Source organism: Pseudomonas sp. P4_B4 (genome assembly GCF_056402255.1).
The window spans coordinates 1-25,686 of the sequence record NZ_JBFUHS010000051.1 but is presented as its reverse complement, the minus strand read 5'-3'; the positions used below and the strand labels follow the sequence as shown (position 1 = coordinate 25,686).

The 25,686-nt window shown below is 60.5% G+C and carries 19 protein-coding genes and 3 pseudogenes; 7 read left to right on the top strand and 15 right to left on the bottom strand.

What is annotated here, in order from left to right; all coding sequences use genetic code 11:
- A pseudogene (locus tag AC1DVE_RS29625) lies at nucleotides 1–279 on the bottom strand (type VI secretion system tip protein VgrG); the annotation flags it as partial.
- A 333-nt stretch (nucleotides 280–612) separates the two neighbouring features.
- On the opposite strand from AC1DVE_RS29625, the gene AC1DVE_RS29620 reads away from it, so the two are divergent.
- Together AC1DVE_RS29620 and AC1DVE_RS29615 are read left to right on the top strand one after the other, a co-directional pair.
- Nucleotides 613–1,734 (top strand): HlyD family secretion protein, encoded by a 1,122-nt coding sequence (locus tag AC1DVE_RS29620; RefSeq protein WP_223537541.1) that lies wholly within the window; start codon nucleotides 613–615, stop codon nucleotides 1,732–1,734.
- Complete coding sequence (locus AC1DVE_RS29615; protein WP_477784397.1) at nucleotides 1,731–3,323, top strand: DHA2 family efflux MFS transporter permease subunit; 1,593 nt, start codon at nucleotides 1,731–1,733, stop codon at nucleotides 3,321–3,323. Before AC1DVE_RS29620 ends, AC1DVE_RS29615 begins: the two co-directional genes overlap by 4 nt.
- A gap of 12 nt (nucleotides 3,324–3,335) precedes the next feature.
- On the opposite strand, the gene AC1DVE_RS29610 is transcribed toward AC1DVE_RS29615, so the two are convergent.
- From AC1DVE_RS29610 to AC1DVE_RS29590, 5 genes are all read right to left on the bottom strand, one after another.
- Nucleotides 3,336–3,776 (bottom strand): carboxymuconolactone decarboxylase family protein, encoded by a 441-nt coding sequence (locus AC1DVE_RS29610; RefSeq protein WP_046043133.1) that lies wholly within the window; start codon nucleotides 3,774–3,776, stop codon nucleotides 3,336–3,338.
- Between the two features lie 178 nt (nucleotides 3,777–3,954).
- A complete protein-coding gene (locus AC1DVE_RS29605; RefSeq protein ID WP_223456552.1) occupies nucleotides 3,955–5,397 on the bottom strand; it encodes a mechanosensitive ion channel family protein in 1,443 nt (480 codons plus the stop codon).
- 235 nt (nucleotides 5,398–5,632) lie between these two features.
- The gene (gene ycaC, locus AC1DVE_RS29600) at nucleotides 5,633–6,259 is read right to left on the bottom strand and encodes an isochorismate family cysteine hydrolase YcaC (protein WP_095942550.1); all 627 of its coding nucleotides are present in this window, start codon (nucleotides 6,257–6,259) and stop codon (nucleotides 5,633–5,635) included.
- Nucleotides 6,260–6,315: 56 nt separating this feature from the next.
- A complete protein-coding gene (locus tag AC1DVE_RS29595; protein ID WP_008049795.1) occupies nucleotides 6,316–6,999 on the bottom strand; it encodes an isochorismatase family protein in 684 nt (227 codons plus the stop codon).
- 93 nt (nucleotides 7,000–7,092) lie between these two features.
- Nucleotides 7,093–7,959, bottom strand: coding sequence for a pirin family protein (locus AC1DVE_RS29590; protein WP_223533626.1), 867 nt, complete (start codon nucleotides 7,957–7,959; stop codon nucleotides 7,093–7,095).
- A 104-nt stretch (nucleotides 7,960–8,063) separates the two neighbouring features.
- Here AC1DVE_RS29590 and AC1DVE_RS29585 point away from each other — a divergent pair, with 104 nt between their 5' ends.
- Both AC1DVE_RS29585 and dkgB read left to right on the top strand, forming a co-directional pair.
- Nucleotides 8,064–8,972 (top strand): LysR family transcriptional regulator, encoded by a 909-nt coding sequence (locus AC1DVE_RS29585; protein WP_223456548.1) that lies wholly within the window; start codon nucleotides 8,064–8,066, stop codon nucleotides 8,970–8,972.
- Between the two features lie 180 nt (nucleotides 8,973–9,152).
- The gene (gene dkgB / locus AC1DVE_RS29580; RefSeq protein WP_223456547.1) at nucleotides 9,153–9,956 is read left to right on the top strand and encodes a 2,5-didehydrogluconate reductase DkgB; all 804 of its coding nucleotides are present in this window, start codon (nucleotides 9,153–9,155) and stop codon (nucleotides 9,954–9,956) included.
- A 3-nt stretch (nucleotides 9,957–9,959) separates the two neighbouring features.
- Here the strand turns inward: dkgB and AC1DVE_RS29575 are convergent, their stop codons facing one another.
- From AC1DVE_RS29575 to AC1DVE_RS29545, 7 genes and pseudogenes are all read right to left on the bottom strand, one after another.
- Nucleotides 9,960–13,187, bottom strand: coding sequence for a transporter substrate-binding domain-containing protein (locus tag AC1DVE_RS29575; protein ID WP_223456545.1), 3,228 nt, complete (start codon nucleotides 13,185–13,187; stop codon nucleotides 9,960–9,962).
- Nucleotides 13,188–13,814 (bottom strand): response regulator transcription factor, encoded by a 627-nt coding sequence (locus AC1DVE_RS29570; RefSeq protein ID WP_223537535.1) that lies wholly within the window; start codon nucleotides 13,812–13,814, stop codon nucleotides 13,188–13,190.
- A gap of 108 nt (nucleotides 13,815–13,922) precedes the next feature.
- The gene (locus tag AC1DVE_RS29565; protein WP_223537532.1) at nucleotides 13,923–14,324 is read right to left on the bottom strand and encodes a chemotaxis protein CheY; all 402 of its coding nucleotides are present in this window, start codon (nucleotides 14,322–14,324) and stop codon (nucleotides 13,923–13,925) included.
- A 127-nt stretch (nucleotides 14,325–14,451) separates the two neighbouring features.
- Entirely contained in the window at nucleotides 14,452–15,168 is a 717-nt protein-coding gene (locus tag AC1DVE_RS29560) for an MgtC/SapB family protein (RefSeq protein WP_223456499.1), read from the bottom strand.
- Nucleotides 15,169–15,348: 180 nt separating this feature from the next.
- Nucleotides 15,349–18,063, bottom strand: coding sequence for a magnesium-translocating P-type ATPase (gene mgtA, locus AC1DVE_RS29555; RefSeq protein WP_223537529.1), 2,715 nt, complete (start codon nucleotides 18,061–18,063; stop codon nucleotides 15,349–15,351).
- Nucleotides 18,064–18,633: 570 nt separating this feature from the next.
- Nucleotides 18,634–19,263, bottom strand: a pseudogene (locus tag AC1DVE_RS29550) (SidA/IucD/PvdA family monooxygenase); the annotation flags it as partial.
- On the bottom strand, nucleotides 19,260–19,742 hold the full coding sequence (locus AC1DVE_RS29545) for a sigma-70 family RNA polymerase sigma factor (RefSeq protein WP_223456496.1): 483 nt from the start codon (nucleotides 19,740–19,742) through the stop codon (nucleotides 19,260–19,262). The gene AC1DVE_RS29545 and the pseudogene AC1DVE_RS29550, both read right to left, overlap by 4 nt.
- Before the next feature lie 193 nt (nucleotides 19,743–19,935).
- Between AC1DVE_RS29545 and AC1DVE_RS29540 the strand changes: the two are divergent.
- Both AC1DVE_RS29540 and AC1DVE_RS29535 read left to right on the top strand, forming a co-directional pair.
- Nucleotides 19,936–20,749, top strand: a pseudogene (locus tag AC1DVE_RS29540) (ATP-binding cassette domain-containing protein); the annotation flags it as partial.
- A gap of 126 nt (nucleotides 20,750–20,875) precedes the next feature.
- Nucleotides 20,876–23,293 carry a TonB-dependent siderophore receptor gene (locus AC1DVE_RS29535; RefSeq protein WP_223456494.1) on the top strand — a complete coding sequence of 806 codons (2,418 nt, stop codon included), beginning with the start codon at nucleotides 20,876–20,878 and terminating at the stop codon, nucleotides 23,291–23,293.
- Between the two features lie 58 nt (nucleotides 23,294–23,351).
- On the opposite strand, the gene AC1DVE_RS29530 is transcribed toward AC1DVE_RS29535, so the two are convergent.
- Together AC1DVE_RS29530 and AC1DVE_RS29525 are read right to left on the bottom strand one after the other, a co-directional pair.
- Nucleotides 23,352–23,879 (bottom strand): PaaI family thioesterase, encoded by a 528-nt coding sequence (locus AC1DVE_RS29530; RefSeq protein ID WP_223456493.1) that lies wholly within the window; start codon nucleotides 23,877–23,879, stop codon nucleotides 23,352–23,354.
- Nucleotides 23,880–23,957: 78 nt separating this feature from the next.
- Entirely contained in the window at nucleotides 23,958–24,494 is a 537-nt protein-coding gene (locus AC1DVE_RS29525) for a glyoxalase superfamily protein (protein WP_223456491.1), read from the bottom strand.
- Between the two features lie 528 nt (nucleotides 24,495–25,022).
- Between AC1DVE_RS29525 and AC1DVE_RS29520 the strand changes: the two genes are divergently transcribed.
- Nucleotides 25,023–25,382 (top strand): DUF6124 family protein, encoded by a 360-nt coding sequence (locus AC1DVE_RS29520; RefSeq protein WP_223456489.1) that lies wholly within the window; start codon nucleotides 25,023–25,025, stop codon nucleotides 25,380–25,382.
- Nucleotides 25,383–25,686: the final 304 nt, after the last annotated feature.

Sequence of the window (25,686 nt, the reverse complement as noted above, 5' to 3'; positions counted from 1 at the left end):
GCCATAGACGGTGCGCAGGGGCTTGGGCGGTCTGGGTACTTCCCAAGAGGCCACGCGCAGGGTCGAGGGGTCGGCGAACAGGCTGAATTCGGCGTACTGGCCGATGAATTTTTCCGCGCCGATGTCGAGGTCGCTGGCGGTGAATTCGATGCGGTAGAGGTAGGGTTGGCTAAGGTGCTCATGGCCCTCGAAGGTGAGGACGTCGAGGTGGGTGTCGAGGCCATCGATCTGTAGTTTGTGGCGGCTGTGGTCGAAGAAGGTGCGCGGTGTGTTGGACAAAATCAGGCCTCCCTTGGCTTTTGAAGCGGACGGGGAGGCTTCGTTGCCACCCTCGTTCAAACGCTGGGCAGCTTTCAGGAAGGCAAAAAAGGTTGATATAGGACGTTTCTAATAAGCGTGTAGGGTGCTTCCGAATAATGCAGCAGGCCACGACGCCCTAAGAATCTACCTACAACAGCAAAAGAATCCTCGGCATCTCGACACCGACCATGAATGAGTCTTTCTGACCAGGACTCCACCTGACGACCGGCAGCAAAAACCATTTGCCACAAAATATTACATACGTCATATTACAGCCATCATAATTACCGACACCCTGACAGGTATCCCTCCATGACCAGCATGTCCACCGTAGAACCCGATCTGGACTCCCCGGTGAAACCGGCAAAACCTCCCCTGCTCAAACGCCTGCTGTTGCCAACCGTGGGCATCGCAGCACTGGTGCTGGCTGGTGTGTATGGCGCGCATTGGTGGACCGCCGGGCGTTTCATCGAAGAAACCGACGACGCCTACATCGGCGGCGATGTGACGGTGATCGGGCCGAAAGTGGCGGGTTACATCGACGAAGTGCTGGTGGCCGATAACCAGCAGGTCAAGGCCGGCGACGTGCTGATCCGTCTCGATTCGCGCGACTACCGCGCCAACCTGGCCAAGGCCGAAGGCGCAGTGGCCGCCCAGGAGGCCTTGCTGGCCAACCTCGACGCCACCGAACAATTGCAACAGGCCGTCATCGGCCAGGCCCGCGCCGGCATCGACGCCGCCGGTGCCGAAACCGCCCGTTCGCGGGATGACGATGCCCGCTACAAAAAACTGGTGATCACCAACGCCGTCTCGGTGGAAAGCGCCCAGCGAGCCAACACCACGTTCAAGACGGCCCAGGCCCAAAGCAACCGCGCCCAGGCTGAACTGCTGGCCGCGCAGCGCCAGTTGAATGTGATCGACACCCAGAAACAACAAGCCCGGGCCGCCCTGATCCAGGCCAAGGCCGAGCGCGACCTGGCGCAATTGAATGTCGGCTACACCGAACTGAAGGCACCGGTCGACGGTGTGATCGGCAATCGCCGGGCCCGGGTCGGCGCCTATGCCCAGGCCGGCTCGCAATTGCTCTCGGTGGTACCGACCAGCGGTCTGTGGGTCGATGCCAACTTCAAGGAAGACCAACTGGCGCACATGGTGCCTGGGCAACGGGTGGTGATCCGTGCCGATGTGCTGTCGGGGCAGGAATTCCACGGTCACCTGGACAGCCTCGCCCCCGCCAGCGGTTCGCAATTCAGTGTGTTGCCGCCGGAAAACGCTACCGGCAACTTCACCAAGATCGTGCAGCGGGTGCCGGTGCGGATTCACCTCGACCCGCCCGACAGTGTGCTCGGCCACCTGCGTCCGGGGTTGTCGGTGACCGCTGAAGTGGACACGCGCAAGGAGCCTGAAGCGCCAGCCGTGGCCAGCGCGCCATGAGCCGCGCCCTCGCCGCCCCGGCGCAACCGTTCAATGCCGCGAACATGGCGACGGCGACGAAGGTTTTCGCCTTTGCCAGCATGTGCATCGGTATGTTCATTGCGCTGCTGGATATCCAGATTGTCTCGGCTTCGTTGCGTGACATCGGCGGCGGGCTCTCCGCCGGCACCGACGAAACCGCGTGGGTACAAACCAGTTACCTGATCGCCGAAATCATCGTGATCCCGCTGTCGGGCTGGCTGTCCCGGGTATTTTCCACGCGCTGGCTGTTCTGCGCATCGGCGGTGGGTTTCACCCTGACCAGCCTGCTGTGCGGCGTGGCCTGGAACATCCAGAGCATGATTGCCTTCCGCGCCCTGCAAGGGTTTCTGGGCGGCTCGATGATTCCGCTGGTGTTCACCACGGCCTTCGTGTTCTTCACCGGCAAACAACGGGTGATCGCCGCCGCGACCATCGGTGCGGTGGCCTCATTGGCACCGACCCTGGGACCGGTGATCGGTGGCTGGATCACCGACATATCGTCCTGGCACTGGCTGTTCTACATCAACCTGGTCCCCGGCATCTTTGTCGCCGTGGCCGTGCCGATGCTGGTAAAAATCGACCAGCCGGAACTGTCGCTGCTCAAAGGCGCGGATTACTTGAGCATGGTGTTTCTGGCGCTGTTCCTCGGCTGCCTGGAATACACCCTCGAAGAAGGCCCGCGCTGGAACTGGTTCAGCGACCGCACGATCCTGACCACCGCGTGGATCAGCGGCCTGGCCGGGCTGGCTTTCATCGGCCGGACCTTGCACGCGGCCAATCCGATTGTCGATCTGCGCGCCTTGAAGGACCGCAATTTCGCCCTTGGCTGTTTCTTCTCGTTCGTCACTGGTATCGGCCTGTTCGCCACGATTTACCTGACGCCGCTGTTCCTTGGCCGGGTGCGTGGCTACGGAGCGCTGGACATTGGTCTGGCGGTTTTCTCCACCGGGGTGTTCCAGATCATGGCGATTCCGCTGTACGCCTTTCTGGCCAATCGCATCGACCTGCGCTGGATCATGATGACCGGCCTTGGGCTGCTCGCGTTATCGATGTGGGATTTCAGCCCGATCACCCATGACTGGGGGGCCAGGGAATTGATGCTGCCGCAAGCCCTGCGCGGGATTGCCCAGCAATTGGCGGTGCCGCCGACGGTGACCTTGACCCTCGGCGGCCTGGCGCCGGCACGGCTCAAGCATGCGTCGGGGTTGTTCAACCTGATGCGCAACCTGGGCGGGGCTATCGGCATTGCCGCCTGCGCGACCATCCTCAACGACCGCACCAACCTGCATTTCACCCGGTTGGCGGAGAATCTCAACAGCACCAACGAGGCGCTCAACCAATGGCTGTCCCAGGTCGGCAACAACTTCGCTGCCCTCGGTCAGAGCGGTGACGCCGGGGTCACCGCCAGCCTGCATCAGCTATGGTTGCTGACCTACCGCGAAGCCCAGACGCAAACCTATGGCGACGCGTTCCTGATGATCATGGTCTGCTTCATTATTGCCACGGCGATGGTGCCCCTGATGCGCAAGGTGCAACCACCGGCCGCGCCGAGTGCCGATGCTCATTGATGCTTGTGCGGGTCAGGCCTGGGGCATTTTGCGGAAGCCGATGGCCAGGCGGTTCCAGGCATTGATGGTGGTGATGGCGACGGTCAGGTCGACCATTTCCTTGGCATCGAACTGGGCGGTAGCCAGTTCATAGTCTTCGTCCGGGGCATGGGTCTGGCTGATCAGGGTCAGGGATTCGGTCCAGGCCAGTGCGGCGCGTTCACGCTCGGTGAAGAACGGTGTTTCGCGCCAGGCCGACAGTGTGGCCAGGCGACGCTCGGACTCACCACCCTTGCGTGCATCGGCGCTGTGCATGTCCAGGCAGAAGGCGCAGCCGTTGATTTGCGAGGTGCGCAGCTTGACCAGTTCGATCAGGTTTTTTTCCAGCGGCAGCTTCGACACCGCTGTTTCCAGGGCGATCATCGCCTTGAGGGCATCAGGGGACGCAGTGTAGAAATCGATACGGGTTTTCATGGCGTGCTCCAGGGCAAGTGGGTGTGTCACTACGTTAGTCCCCTGGCCGGTTTACACAAATAGCCAATCTTTCAGAAGTCGAGGAGGCCACTGCGGTGCCTTCTTGAAAGAAAGTGCTATTTGAGAGTTCCCATCACTTGGCCTGCACCACCAGATCGCCGCCCGGAGCAGCGGCCATTCACGCCCGATTGCGCAACCACTGCAAAAAGCCCTTTTTCGCCACCGCCACCGGCAGGTCCTGAGTCAGGGTTTTCGCCTTGTGCAGCCGGTAATCGAGCAAGGTTTTCATTGCATCGCTGATGTCATGACGGGCATCCAGGCACGGCTTGAGGTAGGACTTTTCGATGCGGTACAGGCCACAGAATGTCTTGGCGATGAACCGCGCAGGCACCGAACTGTCGGCCAGTATCCCGGCCTCGCCGATCACTTCACCCGGCCCCATGCGCCCGGATTCGAAAGGTTCGCCGTGCCGGGTCAGCGTCACCGTCACCACCCCGGACTCGATGATGAACAAGTGATCACTGACCTCCCCCGCCTCCAGGATCGTTTCCCCGGCGCGGAATGATTGCAAGGTCATGTTCTGGCTGAAAGTGTCTTTCTCTTCCTGGCGCAGGGTGGAGAAAATCGGCGAACTGTCGAGCAACGCCCGGGCCCGCGACAGGTTGCCTGGCGGATTGGGCTCCACGCTCGACAGCAGGTTGACGCCGGACGCCTGCAAGTGCCGGTAGGCCAGGTCGAACAGTTGATTGCGCACCGAACGCTTCTCGTCCATCGACGCGACAAACCCGCTGATTTCATAGATCACTCCGGTGTTGCTCGCACTTTTCATGCCGACACTCGGCGACGGTGTCTCCAGCAGAAAGCGGCAGCCTTGCATGGCCCGCTCCAGGGCTTCGATCACCGTGTTCGGCCGCGCGTGCGGGCTCACTTCCAACGAAACGGAGATGCCGAACATATCGCTCGGCCGACTGAAATTGATGATCTTGGCCTTGGCGGCCAGGGAGTTGGGAATCACCGCCATGCAACCCTGGGAGGTCTGCAGGCGCGTGGCACGCCAGTCGATGTCGGTGACCCGGCCTTCCATGCCATCAATGGAGATGTAGTCATCCAGTTGATAGGGTTTGGTGGTGTTCAGGACGATCCCGGAGAAAACGTCACTGAGGGTACTTTGCAAGGCCAGGCCGACAATGATCGCCAACGCACCGGACGTCGCCAGCACGCCCTTGACCGGTAGATCGAGCACATAGGCCAGGGCGGCAATGATCGCGATCAGGAAAATCACCGCACCGAGCAAATCCTGAAGCAATCGCCCGGTATGCCCCACCCGTTGCATCATCACCGCGCCGATCAGCACCGTCAGCATCCGCGCGCCGAACAACCACCAGCCGATCTGCAATCCGGTGGCCGCCAGGTGCAACGGTACGTTGTCGGCCCAGGGCGGCGGCTCCATCGGGTTCAGGCCTTCGTTGAACAGCAGAAGGCTGTATAGCGCGAAAATCGTGACCCGCAACAGAAGCTTCCAAGGGTTGCGGTTGTCACCGATTAAACGCCACAACCCGAGGTCAATCAGGATCAGCACCATGGCGCAGATCAATGGGTGTTCGGTGAGGAAAGACAGCATCAAGCAACTCCAGCCAGGGCTAATAACGCGAAGATCGCACAGATTGGCCATAGTGTAGGAGCAATTGATTTGGCAGGATGAACACGTCTGGCTAGACACCAAAAAAACCTGTGGGAGCGGGCTTGCTCCGGGCGGCGATCCGACGAAAGCGGTGTGTCAGCCAACAAAAATGCTGAACGTGAATCCGTCTTCGCGAGCAAGCCCGCTCCCACAGGGGGGAAGCGTGATGCCGAAGTTACTTGCTATTGGCCAGCGTGCTGTAGCTGGTCATCAGGTTGCGGTAATCCGGAATATGGTTGGAGAACAGCGTGCCCAACCCTTCGATGTCGTTGCGCCAGTCGCGGTGCAGTTCACAGGCCAGGCCGAACCAGGTCATCAGTTGCGCGCCCTGAGCGGTCATTCGGTTCCACGCCGATTCGCGGGTCAGTTCGTTGAAAGTGCCGGACGCGTCGGTGACCACGAACACCTCAAAACCTTCGGCCAGGGCCGAAAGAGCCGGGAATGCCACGCACACTTCCGTCACCACACCGGCGATGATCAGTTGTTTCTTGCCGGTGGCCTTGATCGCCTTGACGAAATCTTCGTTGTCCCAGGCGTTAATCTGACCCGGGCGAGCGATGTACGGCGCGTCCGGAAAAAGTGCCTTGAGCTCGGGCACCAGCGGGCCGTTGGGGCCGGTTTCGAAACTGGTGGTGAGGATGGTCGGCAGCTTGAAGTACTTGGCCAGGTCAGCCAGGGCCAGCACATTGTTCTTGAATCGATCCGGGTCGATGTCGCGTACCAGTGACAGCAGGCCCGCCTGATGATCAACCATCAAAACCGCGGCATTGTCCTTGTCCAGACGCTTGTAGGAAGTAGTCATTGCAGTAGTCCTCGCGTGTTATCGATGCCGATTGGAAATCGGCGTGGGGTCACCGGTCAGCGCTGGGAGTCCAGCGCCTCGTGTTCGTTCGCCACTTGCTGAGCCTTGAGGTAACTCTCGATCAGCAATTGATAATGCGGCATGGCCTGGGCGTAGACAGCGGCCCACTGCTCGGCATCCGGACGGTTCCACGAGCCTTGCAGCTCAGAAAGCGTAGCCATGATGTCGATCGGCACCACCCCGGCCTGGGCCAAACGGGCAACGGTCAGATCAGTGGCCAGTTTCGAGTGGTTGCCGGAGGCGTCGACCACGGCAAACACCTTGTAGCCTTCATGCACCGCCGCGATGGACGGGAACGCCAGGCACACGCTGGTCAAGGTGCCGGCGATCACCAGGGTTTTCTTGCCGGTGGCTTTGACCGCCGCGTGAAACTCCGGATTGTCCCAGGCGTTGATTTCACCTTTGCGCGCCACGTATTGCGCATGGGGTGCGGCCTCGTGGATTTCCGGGATCAACGGCCCGTTCGGCCCCTGGGGAACGGAAGCGGTGGTGATCACCGGCATCTTCAACAGGGTCGCGGCCTTGGCCAGGGCAATGGCGTTGGCGCGCAGTTGGGGTACGTCCATGTCCTTGACGATCTGGAACAGTCCGCTCTGGTGATCGATCAGCAGCATCGCGCTGTCATTGGGGTCGATGGTCGGTTTCTGGCCGTTGAAGTTGGCCGCGTAGACAGTGTTCATGTGCGTTTCCTCTTTCTTTTGGGCAACAGCCATCCCTGGCCTGAAAACCGGCCTACTCATCCTGGGTAGAGTCGGGTGTAAAAGCGCTGCGAATTAACCGTGCATCCGGCCGAAGCGACCGGACTGGAAGTCGGCGAAGGCCTGGTGGATTTCTTGCTCGGTGTTCATCACGAACGGCCCGTGACCGACGATCGGCTCGTCGATCGGTTCGCCGCTGAGCAACAGCACCACCGCGTCTTCGCTGGCTTCGAGGGTCAACTGATCGCCCTTGCGGTCGAACAGGGCCAGTTGCCCCTGGCGCACCGATTCCAGGCCGTTGACCTGAACCGTGCCGCGCAGAACCACCAGTGCGGTGTTGCGCCCTTCATGCAGATCCAGGGTGAGCAACTTGCCGGCATTCAAACGAATGTCCCACACGTCGACCGGGGTGAAGGTGCGCGCCGCGCCCTTGTGGCCGTCGAACTCACCGGCGATCAGGCGCAGGCTGCCGGCGTTGTCCTTCAAGGCGATGCTCGGGATGTCACGGTCGAGAATCGTTTGGTAGCCGGGGTCGGCCATTTTGTCCCTGGCCGGCAGGTTGACCCACAGTTGCACCATCTCCAGGGTGCCACCGCTCCTGGCGAAACCTTCGGAGTGAAACTCTTCATGCAGGATCCCCGAGGCCGCGGTCATCCATTGCACATCGCCGGGGCCGATCTTGCCGCCGCTGCCGGTGGAGTCCCGGTGCTCCAGTTCGCCCTTGTAAACGATAGTCACGGTTTCGAAGCCACGATGCGGATGCTGACCAACGCCACGTCGCTCGCTGGTCGGGGTGAATTCAGCGGGGCCGGCGTGATCCAGCAACAGGAACGGGCTGATGTGCTTGCCCAGGTTGTCGTAGGAAAACAGCGTGCGAACCGGAAAACCGTCGCCAACCCAATGGGTCCGTGGACTGGTGTAGATACCGATGATGTTTTTCATGGTGTCTCCTGATGAGGTGAGTGAAGCCATGGACAAAGCTTAAAACCGTGACCTTTGCTGCGCTAGACTGCAAAAATCAGCTTTAGCGTTCTATTTGGAGAACGATGGTGGAAGACCTCAACACCCTCTACTACTTCACCCAGGTGGTGGAGCATCACGGTTTTGCCGCGGCCGGTCGCGCACTGGACATGCCCAAGTCCAAGCTCAGCCGACGCATTGCCGAACTCGAAGAACGCCTTGGTGTGCGCCTGCTGCACCGCACCAGCCGGCATTGTTCATTGACGGAAATCGGCCAGGCCTATTACCAGCGCTGCCTGGCCATGCGGGTGGAGGCGGAAAGCGCCGCCGAACTGATCGAGCGCAACCGCTCCGAGCCTCAGGGCCTGGTGCGTGTCAGTTGCCCGACGGCGCTGCTCAATTCCTGGGTCGGGCCGATGCTGACCCGCTACATGCTCAAGTACCCCTTGGTGGAGTTGTTCATCGAGAGCACCAATCGCCGGGTCGACCTGATTCACGAAGGCTTCGACATTGCCCTGCGGGTACGCTTTCCGCCGCTGGAAAACACCGACATGGTGATGAAGGTGCTGGGCAACAGCACCCAGAGCGTGGTCGGCAGCCCGGCCTTTTTATCGCGCCTGTCGACACCGGCCTCCCCGGCCGACCTCAGCGGCTTGCCGAGCCTGCACTGGGGCGCGGCGCAGCGCGAATATCAGTGGGAACTGTTCGGTGCCGACGGCAGCACCGCGATGATCCGGCATGCACCGCGCATGGTCACCGATGACCTGTTGGCCTTGCGCCATGCGGCGCTCGCCGGGATCGGCATCGTGCACCTGCCCAGCGTGGTGGTGCGCGATGAAATCGCTGCCGGGCAACTGGTGGAACTGGTGCCGGGCTGGGCACCGAAGAGCGGTGTCATCCATGCGATCTTCCCCTCGCGCCGGGGGTTGCTGCCTTCGGTGCGCACGTTGATCGATTTTCTTGGGGAGGAATTCAGCCGTAGTGATATTGACTGAAAGCAGCTGCAAGCTTTTAGCGGCAAGCGGCAAGTTGATGGGGGGATGTATGCGGCCGGGTCGACCTCTTGGATGATTCTTGATTTTCAGTAAACATTGCTTTGCCGATCCAGCGGTTTTTCTCACGGATGCAGTTGCGGATACTGCCGCCCATTCCCACTGCAACCTCTGGAGTCATTGATGTCTATTCCCGCCTTCGGCCTGGGTACGTTTCGCTTGCAAGGCCAGGTGGTCATCGATTCGGTGAGCACCGCCCTGGCGCTCGGCTACCGGGTGATCGATACCGCACAAATCTACGAGAACGAAGCCGAAGTCGGCGAGGCTATCGCGGCCAGCGGCATCGCCCGGGAAGAGTTGTTCATCACCAGCAAGATCTGGGTCGCCAACCTGGCCGGTGATCGCCTGATCGACAGCCTGAAAGAAAGCCTGCGCAAACTGCAGACCGACTGCCTGGACCTGACCCTGATCCACTGGCCGTCGCCGGACGATCAAGTGCCGGTCGAAGAGTTCATGGGCGCCCTGCTCGAAGCCAGGCGCCTGGGCCTGACCCGGCAGATCGGCGTGTCCAACTTCACCATCGACCTGATGAAACAGGCGATCGCGGCCATTGGTGCCGAGCACATCGCCACCCACCAGATCGAACTACACCCCTACCTGCAAAACCGCGAGGTCGTCGAGTTCGCACGCAGCCAGGGCATCGGCATCACCTCGTACATGACCCTGGCTTACGGTGAAGCTCTCAAGGACCCGCTCATCCAGCAGATCGCCGAGCGCCTGCACGCGACACCGGCGCAGGTCACCCTGGCTTGGGCCATGCAATCGGGTTACGCCGTGATCCCGTCTTCCACGCGCCGGGCCAACCTCGAAAGCAACTTGAAGGCTTGCGAGCTGACCTTGAGCGAGGCCGACATGGCCTTGATCGCAACGCTGGATCGCGGCCACCGGTTGACCAGCCCCAAAGGCATCGCACCGAATTGGGATTGAGCCTCAATCCTGCTCCAGACGCTGGTCCAGGCGGGCCATGGCTTGCTGCAACTGGTCGACGGCGTCGTCGATCAGTGCCGCGCGGCCGTCATTGCACGCCCGCTCCAGTTGTTCGCAACACTCGACCAGGCCAAGCGCTCGCACCATCAGCGCCCCGCCCTTGATCCGGTGTGCCAACTCCTGCAAACCCGGGCGATTGCCGCCGGCATGCAAGGCCAGCAAATGCACGCGATCCTCGCGGTTGGTCAGCGCCAGATCGTGCAATAGTTGATCGATCAGCTCACGGTCCGCATCCGCATAGCGTTCCAGCCCGCTCAAATCGAATTCGGCGAAGCCAGGGTCGTCGATTGCCGCTGGGGGGGCGCCGGGAAACCGATGGGCCAGCCACGCCTGCAAATCCACCAGGCGAATGGGCTTGAACAGGCAATCGTCCATGCCCGCGGCCTGACACCGGGCTTTCTCCTCGGCCTGCGCATTGGCGGTAAAGCCCAGAATCAGCGTCGGCGACAGCCCCTGAACCCGCTCTTGCTCACGTATCGCGCCCGCCAATTCGTAACCACTGAGCACCGGCATATTGCAGTCGGTAATGACCAGATCGAACCCGTGCCCTCGCCACTGCGCAAGCCCCTGCGCCCCGTCTTCAGCCAGCACCACACGATGGCCCAGGTAGCTCAGCTGCCGCGAAAGCAACAGACGATTGGCCGGATAATCGTCGACCACCAGAATCGACAACGCCCGGGTCGTGAGCTGCGCCGGATCCAGGGGCTTGCCCCCCGCGGGTAACGCTTGCAGGGCAGGCAGCACCAGGCTGATGTCGACCCGCGTCCCGCGCCCAGGCTCACTGTCGAGCTGCAGGCGGCCGCCCATCATTTCGCACAAGGTACGACTGATCATCAGGCCCAGGCCGGAACCTTGCCGGGCGCTCTGCTGGCTGTTGCCCGCCTGCACGAACGGGCTGAACAGGCGTTGCTGGTCGAAAGCGCTGATGCCAATGCCGCTGTCTTCGATCCGTACACTGACGGCGAGCTGCGCCGGGGCTTGAGGCCGCACTCGCAGCGTCAGGCTCACCTGGCCTTCCCGGGTGAACTTGATCGCATTGCTCAGCAGATTGGACAGCACCTGTTTGAAGCGCGTGGGATCGAGCATCGCATCGCGGTCACTGTAGTCGTCGAACTCGACCCGCCACTGCAGATTCTTCTGTATTGCCAACCCTTCGAAAACCCGGCAGACCGACGTCACCAGCTCGTGCAGATTGACCCGCTCCGGCGCCAGCGACAAATGCCCGGATTCGATCCGGGCGACATCCAGAATGTCGCCGATCAAATCCAGCAACTGCTGCCCGGCGTTGGACGCCACCTCGATGGCGGCGCGGTCGGTCTCCCCCTCATCGGCCCGTTTCAGCGCCAGTTCCAGCATGCCGATCAATGCGTTCATCGGCGTGCGGATTTCATGGCTCATGGTGGCCAGGAACGTAGTCTTGGCCCGGTTGGCGTCGTCCGCCGCGTCCTTGGCTTCCTGCAATTGCCCGAGCAATTGCTGACGCTGGCGAATCTGCCGCCGCTGCCAGACGATCCCGGCCAACGCGAGCAACAGCAAGACACCCGCCACCGCAAACGCTTGCACGATCGCCTGCCGGTGTCGCAGCCAGTAACTCTGCTCGACCATCGCGTCATAGCGCCAGGGTTGGGTCAGCTCGTCAATTTCCTCGGGAGGGATGCTCAGCAGCGCCTTGTCCAGAATCGAATGCAGTTCAGTCGCCTCGCGACTGGTTGCCAGGGTGCTTCGGGCGGGATCGGTGCCCACGGTACTGGTCACTTGCAGACGATCGCGATACTGCCGGGAAATCAGGTAACGGGCGCTGATCAACGAGTTGATGCCGCCATGGGCCTTGCCCTGGGCAACCATTTCCATGGCGTCCGTCGACAGTGGCGCATCAACCCGCTGGATCAGCGGGTAATGCTGGCGAATGTACTCGCCGGCAATGTTGCCCTGGGTCAGCGCCAGGGTTCTCCCCACCATGTCATCCAGCGCCCTGGGGCTGTCCGCGGCCACGCGGGTCACCAGCACCGAAGGGCTGCTCAGGAACGCGCGAGTGAACAGCAATTCATCTTCACGCTGGGAACTGAGACCGATACCGGCCAGTACATCGATCTGCCCGCTCTTGATGCCGGTCATCATCTCGGCCACCGACTTCATGCCGCGGATGTCAAATTGCAAGCCGGTGCGCAAACTGATTTTCGTCAGCACGTCGATGCCAATACCGCGAAACTTGCCTTCGCTGTCGATAAATGAAATCGGCGGGATATTTTCGTTGATCGCGACCCTCACCCGCGGGTGGCGTTCGAGCCAGTGCTGTTCGGCCACGCTCAATTGCAATGACTGTGTGCCGGGGATAGACACCCCGTTTGCCCCCCAACGACGCAGGATGTTCATTTGTTTATTGGTGGTGATGACCGCCAGCGCCTTGTTGACGACACGCAATAGCGCAACGTTGTCGCGGGCCATCGCAAAGGCAAAACGCCCGGACTCCATGGGCGAGAAGTCCGTCAGTTGCACGTTGTTCAGGTAATTCTTGCTGATCAGGTAATGGGCATTGATCGCATCGCCCAGATAGACATCGGCCTGGCCGAACGCCACGGCGCCCATCGCCGCCAGTGTCGAGGGAAACAGCTGGACCTGCGCTTTGGAATAGAACTGTTGCACGCTGTATTCGGGCAAGTAGTGATACAGCATCACCAGCCGCTTGCCCGCCAGTGTCGGGTCGAGCACCGGAGGGAAATCGGTGCGCGTGACCAGCACCGGTTGATCGACAGCGTAGGCACTGGACATCTGCAGCTGTGGATCTTCGGCTTCAAATCGATTGGCCGTTCCCAGCAGGTCTGCCTGCCCTTCCTTGATGGCCTGCACCGCGGCGGCCCGCGACGGATAACGTTGAACCTCAATGACGACGTTCAACAATTGTTCGAGCAACCCGGCGTAATCGGCTGTCACGCCTTCGAACACCCTGCCCGCCGTGTTGAACTCGAAGGGGGGATAGTCCGGCGCCGAGACCGCCAGTACCAATCGGCCCTTTTGCTGCAGCCAGCGCAACTCGGTTTCCGACAACCTGACGCTCATGCCTTCGGCACTCGAGCGTCCCAAAAGGGTCAACGACTGTTGTGCACAGACCGTCGATGCCCATAGAAGAAGGCCGATCAGCACCCCACCTGCCAGTCGTCGGAGAGCATTCATTCAGATCAAATGATTGCGCAGGGCGAAATCCCTCAAGTGCACCGATGAGCTCACGTTGAGCTTGAGGATGAGTCGGGTCTTGTAGGTACTGACGGTCTTGTAGCTCAGGTGCATGATCTCGGCGATTTCCAGGTTTTTCGAGCCCCGGGCCAGATACTGCAGAATGGTCAACTCACGATTGGAGAGACTGTCGATCAACTGCTTTTCACTGCGTTGCAAATCCCCCATCGACACGGAACTCGAGGGGAGCTGGGCGAAATAGGTGTAGCCGGCCATTACGGAGTTCACCGCCGCCGTCAAGTCATCCAGGTCCTTGCTCTTGGAAACATAGGCAACAGCCCCGGCACGCATGCAGCGGTCCTGATAGAACTGGGCCTCCAGCGAGGTGAACACCACCACTCGACATCGCGTGTTTTCGGCCTTGATACGGTCCATCACCTCAAGCCCCGCCACACCGGGAAGGCCCAGATCAAGCAACAGGACATCCGGTTGATGTTCCCGGATCAACGCCAGGACCTTATCGCCTCGGGAGGCCTCGTAAATCTGCTCGAACCCTTCACCCTTGAGTACGAGTTTGATCATGGAGCGAACCACCGGATGATCTTCCACAATCAGTGCTGACTTCATGACTACTCCCGTGCAAAACAACACGATCGGGCAAAAAATGCCCTCCAGATACCGCAGCGGTTGGGCACAACGCTGCGCATAGACTTTTGCATGGAGGGCTGGAAGGAACTACCTGACAGAAATGACAGTTCCGACAAACGGCAACCGACGATCAACGACGCTCATCAACTGCGTAATTGACGCAAGGTCAGGCAGAGCGGCCTGGCTGAGCTGGACTTTGCCCACGACTGGCTGCAACTGCGTCTGCTGTTCATTGAAGATAAACGCGTGATGGACCTGCGGGTTATTGGCAAAGTAATTGAACAGGTCCAGCGCTCCGCGGGCCATCGCCTCATTGACGAGCACCAGATCCAGAGGCTCGCAACCGTACTCCACCAGTGGAAGGAGCTCGTCGAGGCTCTGAACCGGTGCCACCCGGAAGTAGCCGAGCTGGTTGAACAGCCGCTCGATCCGCAGGCGGTTGAAGTGCTGCGCATCGGCGATCAGGATGCGCAAGGATTTGTTCGGCAAGGTGACCTCCAAAAGGATGTCGGTTTCAAGAGGTCGCAAAGCCTACGGAAGACCGCCCTAGGTTTATGTAGGAATATTCCTAAATAAATGCCGGTTAGTCTGACTCGTGCCAGGGAAACCCTGGCCTTTACTCCGTGGTACTCGGACTCCAGAACGCCTGCACCACCAGGGTCGACGTCGAAATCCGTGCCACCAGCGCATCCAGTTCATCGCCATCGACCGAGGTGGTCGCCAGGGTGGCTTCGATTTCAATTTCATCCGTGCCGAAGGCGTGCACATCGACATCGCTGGCCGGATAGTTGCAGCGCGCAAGCTCAGCTTCGAGCAAGGCCAGCACGGTTTTCTGCTGCGTACGCCGGGCAATGACGTAGACGATGTTGGTGACTTCCGCCGAAATCACATCCAGCGGCTGACGGTTGATGTTGTTGACGATCGGCCGCAGCAGCGTGTTTGCCGCGAGCACAAACAAGGTGCCAAGCAGCGCCTCGGCCAGCAGGTCGGCACCGGCGCAGGCACCGACCGCCGCCGAGGTCCAGAGCGTGGCGGCCGTATTGAGGCCGCGCACATTGCCCTCTTCGCGCATGATCACCCCGGCACCGAGAAAGCCGATGCCGGAAACCACGTAGGCTACGACCCGCACGGCGCCTTCGGCACCGGCGAGCCGGTTGGCCATGTCGACGAAAATCGCCGCGCCCACCGCCACCAGCACGTTGGTGCGCAGCCCGGCGGTGCGCTGCCGGTACTGGCGCTCGAAACCGATCAGGCCACCGAGGATGAAGGCCGCGCTGAGGCTGACCAGGGTGTCGAGCAGGGAGGTCAGGTTGAGGTTGTTGACGGCTTGCATATAAAACTCCTTGAGAAACACACAACCCTTGTGGCGAGGGAGCTTGCTCCCGCTGGGCAGCGAAGCGGCCCCAAAACCTGACAATGCGGTACCTCCAGCAGACCTCGCTCGCCGGTTTTGCGACTGCTACGCAGTCGAGCGGGAGCAAGCTCCCTCGCCACAAAGCTCATGCTGGCAGCATTATTGCCAGCCAAACCGGCGAATGTAGAACCCCTTCACCGCCTGGGTCAGCGCCATGTACGCCAGCAGGATCACCGGCAGGAACACGAAGTACAGTGACGGCAACGCCTGCAATTTGAAGTAATGCGCCAGCGGTCCCATTGGCAGGAAAATCCCCACGGCCATGATCAACCCGGTCATCACCAGCAACGGCGTGGCCGCGCGGCTTTGCAAGAACGGGATCTTCGGCGTGCGAATCATGTGCACGATCAGTGTCTGGGTCAGCAGCCCGACCACGAACCAGCCGGACTGGAACAGGGTCTGGTGATCCGGGGTGTTGGCATCGAACACGTACCACATCAAGGCGAACGTGGTGATGTCGAAGATCGAGCTGATCGGCCCGAAAAACAGCATGAAGCGCCCGACATCCGCCGGTTGCCAGCGTTGCGGTTGCTTGAGCATTTCGTCATCGACGTTATCGAACGGGATGGCGATCTGCGAAATGTCATAGAGCAGGTTCTGCACCAGCAGGTGCATCGGCAGCATCGGCAGGAACGGGATGAACGCACTGGCCACCAGCACCGAGAACACATTGCCGAAGTTCGAACTGGCGGTCATCTTGATGTACTTGAGCATGTTGGCGAAGGTCCGGCGCCCTTCCAGCACGCCCTCCTCCAGCACCATCAGGCTCTTTTCCAGCAGGATGATGTCGGCCGCTTCCTTAGCGATGTCCACGGCGCTGTCCACCGAAATACCGATGTCGGCGGTGCGCAGGGCCGGGGCGTCGTTGATGCCGTCGCCCATGAAACCGACCACATGGCCGTTGCCCTTGAGCAGACGGACGATGCGCTCCTTGTGCGACGGCGTCAGCCTGGCAAAGACGTTGGTGGTCTCCACCGCCTTCGTCAGCTCGGCATCGCTCATGCGTTCGATGTCGTTGCCCATCAGCAGGCCTTGCTGTTCCAGGCCGACTTCGCGGCAGATTTTCGCGGTCACCAGTTCGTTGTCACCGGTCAGCACTTTCACCGCCACGCCATGGGCGGCCAGGGCCTTGATGGCCGGTGCGGTGCTTTCTTTCGGCGGATCGAGAAAGGCTACGTAACCGATCAGTGTCAGTGCCTGTTCATCGGCCAGACTGTAGGTGTCGCGCCCTTTGACCATTGGCCGTGCCGCTACCGCAACCACCCGCAAGCCTTCGGCGTTGAACGAGGCAGTGACCTGGCGGATTCGCGCCAGCAGTTCCTCGGTCAAAGCTTCATCGACTTCGCCGTGACGCACCCGCGAGCACACCGCCAGCACCTCTTCCACCGCGCCCTTGCAGATCAGCAGGTGCGGTTGATCGCGCTCGGCCACCACCACCGACATGCGCCGGCGGGTGAAGTCGAACGGGATCTCGTCGACCTTGCGAAACGCCGTGCCGACTTTCAGCTCACGGTGGATTTCGACGTGTTCGAGTACCGCCACATCCAGCAGGTTTTTCAGGCCGGTCTGGTAGTAGCTGTTGAGGTAGGCCATTTCCAGCACGTCATCCGAGTCGTTGCCCCAGACGTCGACGTTGCGCGCCAGGAAGATCTTGTCCTGGGTCAGGGTGCCGGTCTTGTCGGTGCACAGCACGTCCATGGCGCCGAAGTTCTGGATGGCGTCGAGGCGTTTGACGATGACTTTCTTGCGCGACAGGAACACCGCGCCCTTGGCCAGGGTCGAGGTGACGATCATCGGCAGCATTTCCGGGGTCAGGCCCACGGCAATCGACAGTGCGAACAGCAGCGCTTCGGTCCAGTCGCCCTTGGTGAAACCGTTGATGAACAACACCAGTGGCGCCATCACGAACATGAAGCGGATCAGCAGCCAGCTGACTTTGTTGACCCCGGTCTGGAACGAAGTCGGCGCCCGGTCAGTGGCGCCGACCCGCTGGGCCAGGGCACCGAAATAGGTACTGTTGCCGGTGGTAAGAATCACCGCCATGGCCGTGCCGGACACCACGTTGGTGCCCATGAACAGGATGTTGTCCAGGTCCAGCGGATTGAGCGTGTCGCAGTCCTGCTGACGGGGAAACTTTTCCACCGGCATCGATTCACCGGTCATCGCTGCCTGGCTGACGAACAGGTCCTTGGCGCTGAGCACCCGGCAATCGGCGGGAATCATGTCACCGGCCGACAGCACGATCAGGTCGCCCGGCACCAGTTGCCTGATCGGCAATTCGATACGCTGCGCGCCGCGGTCCTCAAGGTCACGGCGCATCACCGTGGCGGTGTTGCTGACCATGGCCTTGAGGGCATCGGCGGCCTGGTTGGATTTGGTTTCCTGCCAGAAACGCAGCAAGGTCGAGAGCACCACCATGGAGAAAATCACGATGGCGGCTTTCATGTCTTCGGTCAGCCAGGAGATGACCGCCAGTAACGTCAGCAGCAGGTTGAATGGATTCTTGTAGCAGTGCCACAGGTGCGTCCACCACGGCAGCGGCTGTTCGTGCTCGACTTCGTTGAGGCCGTATTGCTCGCGCAGGGCATCGGCTTCGAGTTCGCTCAAGCCGTCGGTGTGACTGCCCAGGGTGTTGAGCAATTGACCGGTGTCGCTGCCGGCAGCGGCCACCAGGGTTTGCGCCAGGGTGGGCGGGACTTCACGGCTGACCGTGGTGTCGGTGAAGGTTTCCAGCAACGCCAGGCGACGGAAGTGCCGGACGATGTGGCGGTTTCGCAGGAAACCTGCGAAGAATTCCTTGAGGGTAAGTTTCATGGCTGGTGCCCCTTTGGTCAGCCGGGAAACCGTCGAGCAGGCAGGTCCACGCCGCTGCCGCCGGAACAACCGGCAAAGCAAGGCCTGGCGCGCCGGTCACGAATGACAGGCGTGTCGATAGAGCGGCGGCCACGACAAAAAGTCGAAACCACGCACTGTTCAGCGTCGATGAGAGGGACGTCGGGACACGGCCGGGACTGGCCATGATCGGGATGCCGCTGCTCGCTTTTCGGCGAGACAACGACACAGGAGACTGCGCGTTATCTTGCCGAGAAAATGCCGGTTACCGAGACCGGCCGACAACTGTCACTCGAACAAGTACCCACTGTGGGTCTCCGTAATGGATGAAAACGCGCGAAGCTTACGCCCCGATGTTTGGAGAGTAAACCCGATACAAAAGCTTGCAGGGGGAATCGCGGGGTTCTTCAGGAAGGGTTCAGGAATCAAAATTTGCGGTGTTCTTTCTGGCCCCTTCGCGAGCAAGCCCGCTCCCACACTTGATCTGCGAACACAGGCCAAAATGTGGGAGCGGGCTTGCTCGCGAAGGCGGTCTGACAGGCGCTGAAGATCCTAGCTGGCCGTCGCCAACAACAGATCCACCACCGACCGTCCATGCCCGCGATGCTTGCCGTGCTCATACAAAGAGCCGGCGATCTCATCGGCACGAATCGGCAGGATCGACAACAAGGTGTCGCTCAGCCCATGGCTGGCCTGGCAAAAGCCCTGCATGTAGAGGCCGGCCTTGAAGCGTTCATCGGTAATCAGCTTGTAGTTGCGATCGACCTCGAAATCACCCAGGTACTCTTCCAGCGGCGCCAGCAGTTTGCGGTGCATCTGCCGCTCGTAGCCGGTGGCCAGCACCACGGCGTCGTAGTGGCGCACCGAGACTTCGCCGGTGGCGTTGTTGTGCAACACCAGTTCGATGCCCCGCTCGTTGGCGGTGGCCTTTGAGAGGGTGGTCAGGATGTGGAACCCATGACGGGCGATGCCCGAGACCTTCTGCCGATAGAAGATGCCGTAGATGCGCTCGATCAGATCGATGTCCACCACCGAATAGTTGGTGTTGTGGTACTCGTTCACCAGTCGCTCGCGCTCGCTTTTTGGCTGCTGGAACACCAGGTCGGTGAACTCCGGCGAGAACACTTCGTTGACGAAGGGGCTGTCGTCGGCCGGCTTGAGCGCCGAGCCGCGCAGGATCACTGGGCGTCCCACTGGCGCATCCGCACACGGCAATGCTTCATGGCATTGACGATGTGCTTTTCGACCAGCGCACGGGAAATACCCAGTTGCTCGGCGATTTGCGGATGGGACAGGCCCTCGATCTTGCGCAACAGGAAGCTCTCGCGGCACAACCGTGGCAGCTCCGCCAAGGCCCGCTGGAGCATATCCAGGCGCTGGCCGTGATCGAGGACCTTGTGCGGCGAAGGCGTGAAGTAGCGTTCTTCGCTGTCGAGTACGTCCAGCGGCTCGGCCCGACGTGAGGCGTTGCGTCGATGGTCATCGATGACCAGATTCAATGCAGTGCGATAAAGAAACGCCCGGGGCTGCTCGATCGGCGCTTCGCTGGTGCGTTCCAGCACGCGCAGGTAAGCGTCATGCACCACATCTTCGGCCACCTGGCGGTTGCCCAGCCTGGCGTTCAGGAAACACACCAGCTCGCGATAGTAGTTTTCCAACATGACTCCCATCCGCACAGGAGTGCGGTTTCTGTCCTTGAGCCGTTTCGGCAACCGCTGAATGACACAGTGGCACGATAGTGGCAGTTCGAGACGCGCAATTTATAGTAATTCTCATATGGATTTAAAGTACTGCTTCAACTTGCCCGCTAATTAGCCATGGGCCCTGTAGGAGCGAGCTTGCTCGCGAAGGCGGCGGCACGTCATTGCCAAACTGCGCAAAGCGCTGGGGGAAAAAGTACTCTCGGCGCCCATCGAACAGATCGAGCGCTACCGCAGCCACCGGCTGATGATGGTGCTGGCGATTGCCATCGACACCGGCATCCAGGGCTCCGCCGATTTCATCTGTAACACCCAAGTGCGCTCGATCAACACCTTCGATCGCGGAGCTGTCCAGCCAGTTTTCCTCGCCCGAGCCGCACCTGCGGCTCAACGACAACGGTACCCGGCCGACCGTGGTCAACCATCTGCAATGGACAACGTCAGCTACACCTTCCCGGCCGCACCGGGCAGTGATGCGTTTCGCCTGGGCCCGGTGAACCTGACCATCGAGCAAGGCGACATCATTTTCATCGTTGGCGAAAACGGCTGCGCCAAGACCACGCTGATCAAGTTGCTGCTGGGGCTCTACGCGCCACAACAGGGGGAAATCCGGCTCAAAGGTCAGGGCATCGATGCGCACAATCGCGACGACTACCGCCAGTTGTTCACCACGATTTTTGCCGATTACTACCTGTTCGATGACGTGGTCCAGGGCGACCAGCACATCCCCGAAGATGCCAATACCTACCTGCAACGCCTGGAAATTGCGCACAAGGTCAGCGTCAGGGACGGCAGCTTCACCACCACCGACCTTCCGCCGCATCTTCTACACCGAGCTGCTGCCAGACCTCAAACGCCTGGGCAAAACCATCATCGTCATCTCCCACGACGACCGCTACTTCGACATGGCCGATCAACTGGTGCGCATGGAATCGGGCCGGGTCGTCACCGAGCGCGCAACCGCCTGAACGCCGTTGCCGCACGCAAATCATTGTTTTTTGAAGTTTGTTTTCCGGTTTAGCCAAAGTGGTACGTCTAATAATAATTATCATTAACTAAAACACTGCACACACCATTGTGGAGCGATTCGAGCAATGCAAAGCCTTACTCTGTCCCGCGCACCGTTGGCATTAGCCATCGAACGGCAAAAGAAATTCCGAACGGTCGTGCCGGGCGCGCTGCTGACCCTGTTGCTGCTGGGTACGTCCCAGGTCGAGGCCGCCCCGGTGAACGTCAATGTGCCGGCTCAGTCGCTGGCCAGTGCATTGCGCCAACTGGGCCAGCAGACCAACCTGCAGATTCTCTACAGCCAGGACATGGTCAACGGCATCAAGTCAACGGCGGTGTCCGGCAACATGGAAGCGGAACAGGCACTGAAAACCTTGCTGCTGGGGAGCGGCATCAATTTTCAGTTGAATGGCAACACCGTGTCGCTGGTGCCAGCGGCCGGTGACTCCAGTGCATTGCAACTGGGTGCGACGTCCATCACCGGCGTGGCGCTGGGGCCGACCACTGAAGGCACGCACTCCTATACCAGCGATGAAGTGACCATCGGCAAAGGCAACATCAAGGTCAAGGACATCCCGCAGTCGGTGTCCGTCGTCACGCGCCAGCGCATGGACGACCAGAACCTGAACAGCCTGCAGGACGCCCTGCGTCAGGTCACCGGCGTGACCATCAAGACCTACAACTCCGGCTCCAGCCTCAATGACATCTTCATGCGTGGCTTCCTCGTCGACCAGGTGCAGGTCGACGGCGTCTCGCAACCCACCGGCCAGGGCGACATGGCCACCAGTTTCGACTTGGCGATGTACGACCGCATCGAAGTGCTGCGTGGCCCGTCCGGCCTGTACCAGGGCGCGGGTGAACCCGGCGGTACGATCAACGTGGTGCGCAAGCGCGCCCTGAGCAAATTCGCCCTCGGTGGCGAACTGGCCGCGGGCTCTTACGATCGCTACCGTTCCATGGTCGACGTCACCGGCCCGCTGAACGATCAGGGCACCGTGCGCGGTCGCTTCATCACCGCTTACGAAAACAACAAGTCTTTCGTCAACTACGCGCAGAACGAACGTCCGATGGCCTACGGTCGCCTGGAATTCGACCTCGACCCGGCCACCACCCTGTCGGTCGGCGGCGCTTACCAGCAGAACCATTCCACCCCGGCCTTCGGCTTGCCGGCCTACGCCGACGGCTCATTGCTCGACGTGCCGCGCTCGACCTTCGTCGACGCCAAGTGGAACACCCTCAACGAAAAAGTCTGGGAAACCTTCGCCGAACTCGACCACGAACTGGACAACGGCGGTCAGTTCAAGACCACCCTGACCTACCGCGACGCCGAAACCCCGCAGCGTAACTTCACCTGGGCCGACGGCGCGGTCGACCCGGCCACCGGTGACAGCTGGGCCGTGGCCTACGACTACTACACCCACATAAAGACCATCGGTGTCGACAGCTTCGTCACCACGCCGTTCGAATTCGCCAATCGCCGGCACGAGTTCACCCTGGGTGCCGAGTACCAGCACCTGGACAAGGACTTCACCTACGGCGGCGGCGAGTACTTCCCGATCAACGTGTTCGATCCGGGCAGCATCGACATTCCCCACAACGACTATGCGCACGTCAACGGCAACTGGTCAAAATCCGATCAGTACGGTGTCTACACCCGTGCCAAGTTCAATGTCACCGACTGGCTCGATGTCATCGGGGGCAGCCGCGTAACCTGGTACGAAAGCGATGCGAAGAACGCCAACGCCTTCTTCAACAACTTCGGTGAAGCCCACACCAGCATCAACCGCAAAGTCGTGCCGTACGGCGCCATCATCGGCAAGATCACCCCGCAACTGTCGACCTACTTCAGCTACACCGGCGTGTTCAAACCGCAGAGCGAAATCGGCACGGACGGCCAGCCGGTCGGCCCGCGCGAAGGCAAGCAGTACGAGATCGGCCTCAAGCGCGAATTCTACGACGGACGCCTGAATGCCAGCATCGCCGCCTTTCGCATCTACGATGAAAACCGCGCCGAATACGACAACACCTCCGGTGCCTACATGACCGAAGGCAAGGCCCGCAGCCAGGGTTGGGAAACCGAGTTGAGCGGCAACCTGACCGAGAACTGGAGCATCGTCACCGGTTACGCCTACACCTCCACCAAGTTTCTGGACGGCGATCAGGCCAACAAAGGCAAGACCTTCAGCACCATTACGCCCAAGCACAACTTCAACCTGTGGAACAAATACGAGTTCACCGACGGTCCGCTCAAGGACTTCAGCGTTGGCGGTGGCGTGCGTGTAGTCAGCGACACCTACTACCAGCGTGACGTGAAGTTCCAGCAAGGCGGCTTTGCCATCGCTACCGCGCAGGTCGGCTACAAGTTCAACGAACACCTGTCGTCGACACTGACCGCCAACAACCTGTTCGACCGCAAGTACTACGACCGCGTCGATGCCTCCTGGGGCACCAACTTCTACGGCGACCCGCGCACCCTGACCCTAAGCTTGCGCGCGCAGTACTGATGGCTGAGTGCTTCATCCGCAACCACAGACCGGGCCACTTGTAGGAGCGAGCTTGCTCCTACAGCGGCCCGGTTCCGTTTTCTGCTTGCGACGTATGGCTGTGCGCGTCGGCTCTGAGTTGCCCGGTATCGACGCGGACAAAAGTGGAGTCCCCGACAGCGGTCAGGACATCCCCGGCGAAGACCTCGCAAATGACCCGGCTTTTGCGCCCGACATCGCCCTCGACTCTGGCACGCAGTGTCAGGGGTACCCCCATCGGGGTGGGCTTGATGAACTTGATGCCCAGGTTACCGGTGACGCAGGTGATGTGGGGCAAGCTGCCCACTTCGCGCTGTTCTGCCCGGTAGTGATAAGCCATCGCCGCCCAGTTGGAGTGGCAATCGACCAGCATCGCGATCAAACCGCCGTACACCAGATCCGGCCAGCCGCAAAACTTGTCATCCGGCATATGCTGCGCCACGACATGCACCCCGTCTTCATGCCAGAAGCTCTTGATGTGCAGCCCGTGCGGGTTCTGGCTACCGCAGCCATAACAAACGCCTTCAGGTGCGGCGATGTCTTGAAGCGAAGTGTCCTGCGTGGTCATACCGTGTCCATCCTTAATACAGGGGGCGAATCGTCGTGGTTGAAAGCGAACCGGGTCACCCCGGTTCGCACCGCCTGATCAATATTGGCAGAAGCGAATCCGATTACCGAACGGGTCGTAGACTTGCAGCTCCTTGCCCCAGCCCTGCTGAACAATATCAGGGCGTCCGTAGCCGTAGCGCTTGCCCTGCAATTCATCCCTGAGCAGCTCGATGTTTTGCATGGGCACGAATACCGTCGAGCCAGGGCTGGCATCGCCGTGATGCTCGGAAAGGTGCAATTGCAGCCCATCGCGACTGATGCCCAGGTACAGCGGCAGATCAGCCTCGAAGCGGTGCTCGAACTCGACGCTGAAGCCCAGGAAATCCAGATAGAACTCACGCGCCTTGGCTTCGTCGAACATCCGCAGGATTGGAATCGGTTTGTCGAAAGTCGCAGCCGGCGTGGACGGGGTACTTGCCTGGGCAAGCGTCGCTGACGCGGTGTTCCAGTCCTTGTAGCCCAGTTGCTGCGCGACCAGTTCCAGCGCGGTGGAATGGGTCACCACTTGATTGCGCTCCTCCAGCGAGACGCGCAACTGCCTGGCCATTTGCTTGGCTTGCTCGATTGAAAACATGACTGCTCCTGTAGCCGAGATGCTCTGGTGCTCGCATTGCCAAACCTCGACCGTCAAGAGAGGTGACAGGGTTTGTAGAAGAAGGAAATGCTTTCACCTTTCCCAGCGGGAGCGAGCGGCGGGCAGCATCGGGCCGAAGCCGATCATACATAGCCGATACGGGATGCGGAAGATGTTCCCGGCAGTGCTTGTTTAGGCAGCCTACAGGTTACTTCATGAAAGCCACAACGCCTTGCGCCGTTGCCTACAGGTACGCCAGAATCCGCCGGCTTGTGCGCCTTGGGGGGTGTCGGTAACTTGGTTCGGGTCACTGATTTCCAGTGATCGGGTTTAGTAGCCCGTGGTTACTCAAGGCGCATAGCCCATCAAACAGTCAGGCATCCCATCCCTGCACTTTATGGTGGCTGTGTGCAGGGCGCCCTCGGGCGCGCCGGCTCCTTGGGTCCCCGGTCTACTAACCTGCGCACAGCTACCACCCTTCTTATTAGTAGAGAAGCGGTGGTAGCTCATACTTACAGGACCCAAATCATGTTCAAAGTTACTCCGAATCCGCCGGAATCCGATCCGGCCTCCCCGTACGAAAACCCCGACTCCAAACAATTCCACGAAGCCGCCGAACGCGCGCTCAATCACTACCTCAACCCGGGCGCCAACATCATGGCCTCCCCGCGCAAACCCAGCTCCATGTTCATCGTCAATCCCGAACTCAGTACCGAAACCCTGCTGGTGCATGCGTGCGAATCGCTGGCTTCGGCCAATGTCATGGCCAACGATCTGGTGGATCATCTGCAGGGGACAAGTCGCCATGCGCTGTTGGGGATTGCGCAGGTGATCATGCTCGGGGAACTGGCGGTGAATCGGGCGCTGGATCGGCTTGATCCGCCTTAGTTATCCGAATCAGCGCAAAACAACCTGTGGGAGCGAGCCTGCTCGCGAAAGCGGCAGCACATTCACCATCAATGTGACTGACAGACCGCCATCGCGAGCAGGCTCGCTTGTATGCTAGGACTTGAAGGGAGGAGGAGGGACAAGGCTCGATTCTGACTGTTAGCGCAGTACAGATCCGTGGGAGATTTCGCCCCTCCTCCTTTCACCCAAGCGCCGATAAAGAATGCATCTGGCTAGACCGACGATAGGAACAAGCCTGCGCCTCTGGGTGAGCCCTTCAAGTGCTCAAAACCATATCTCGGGG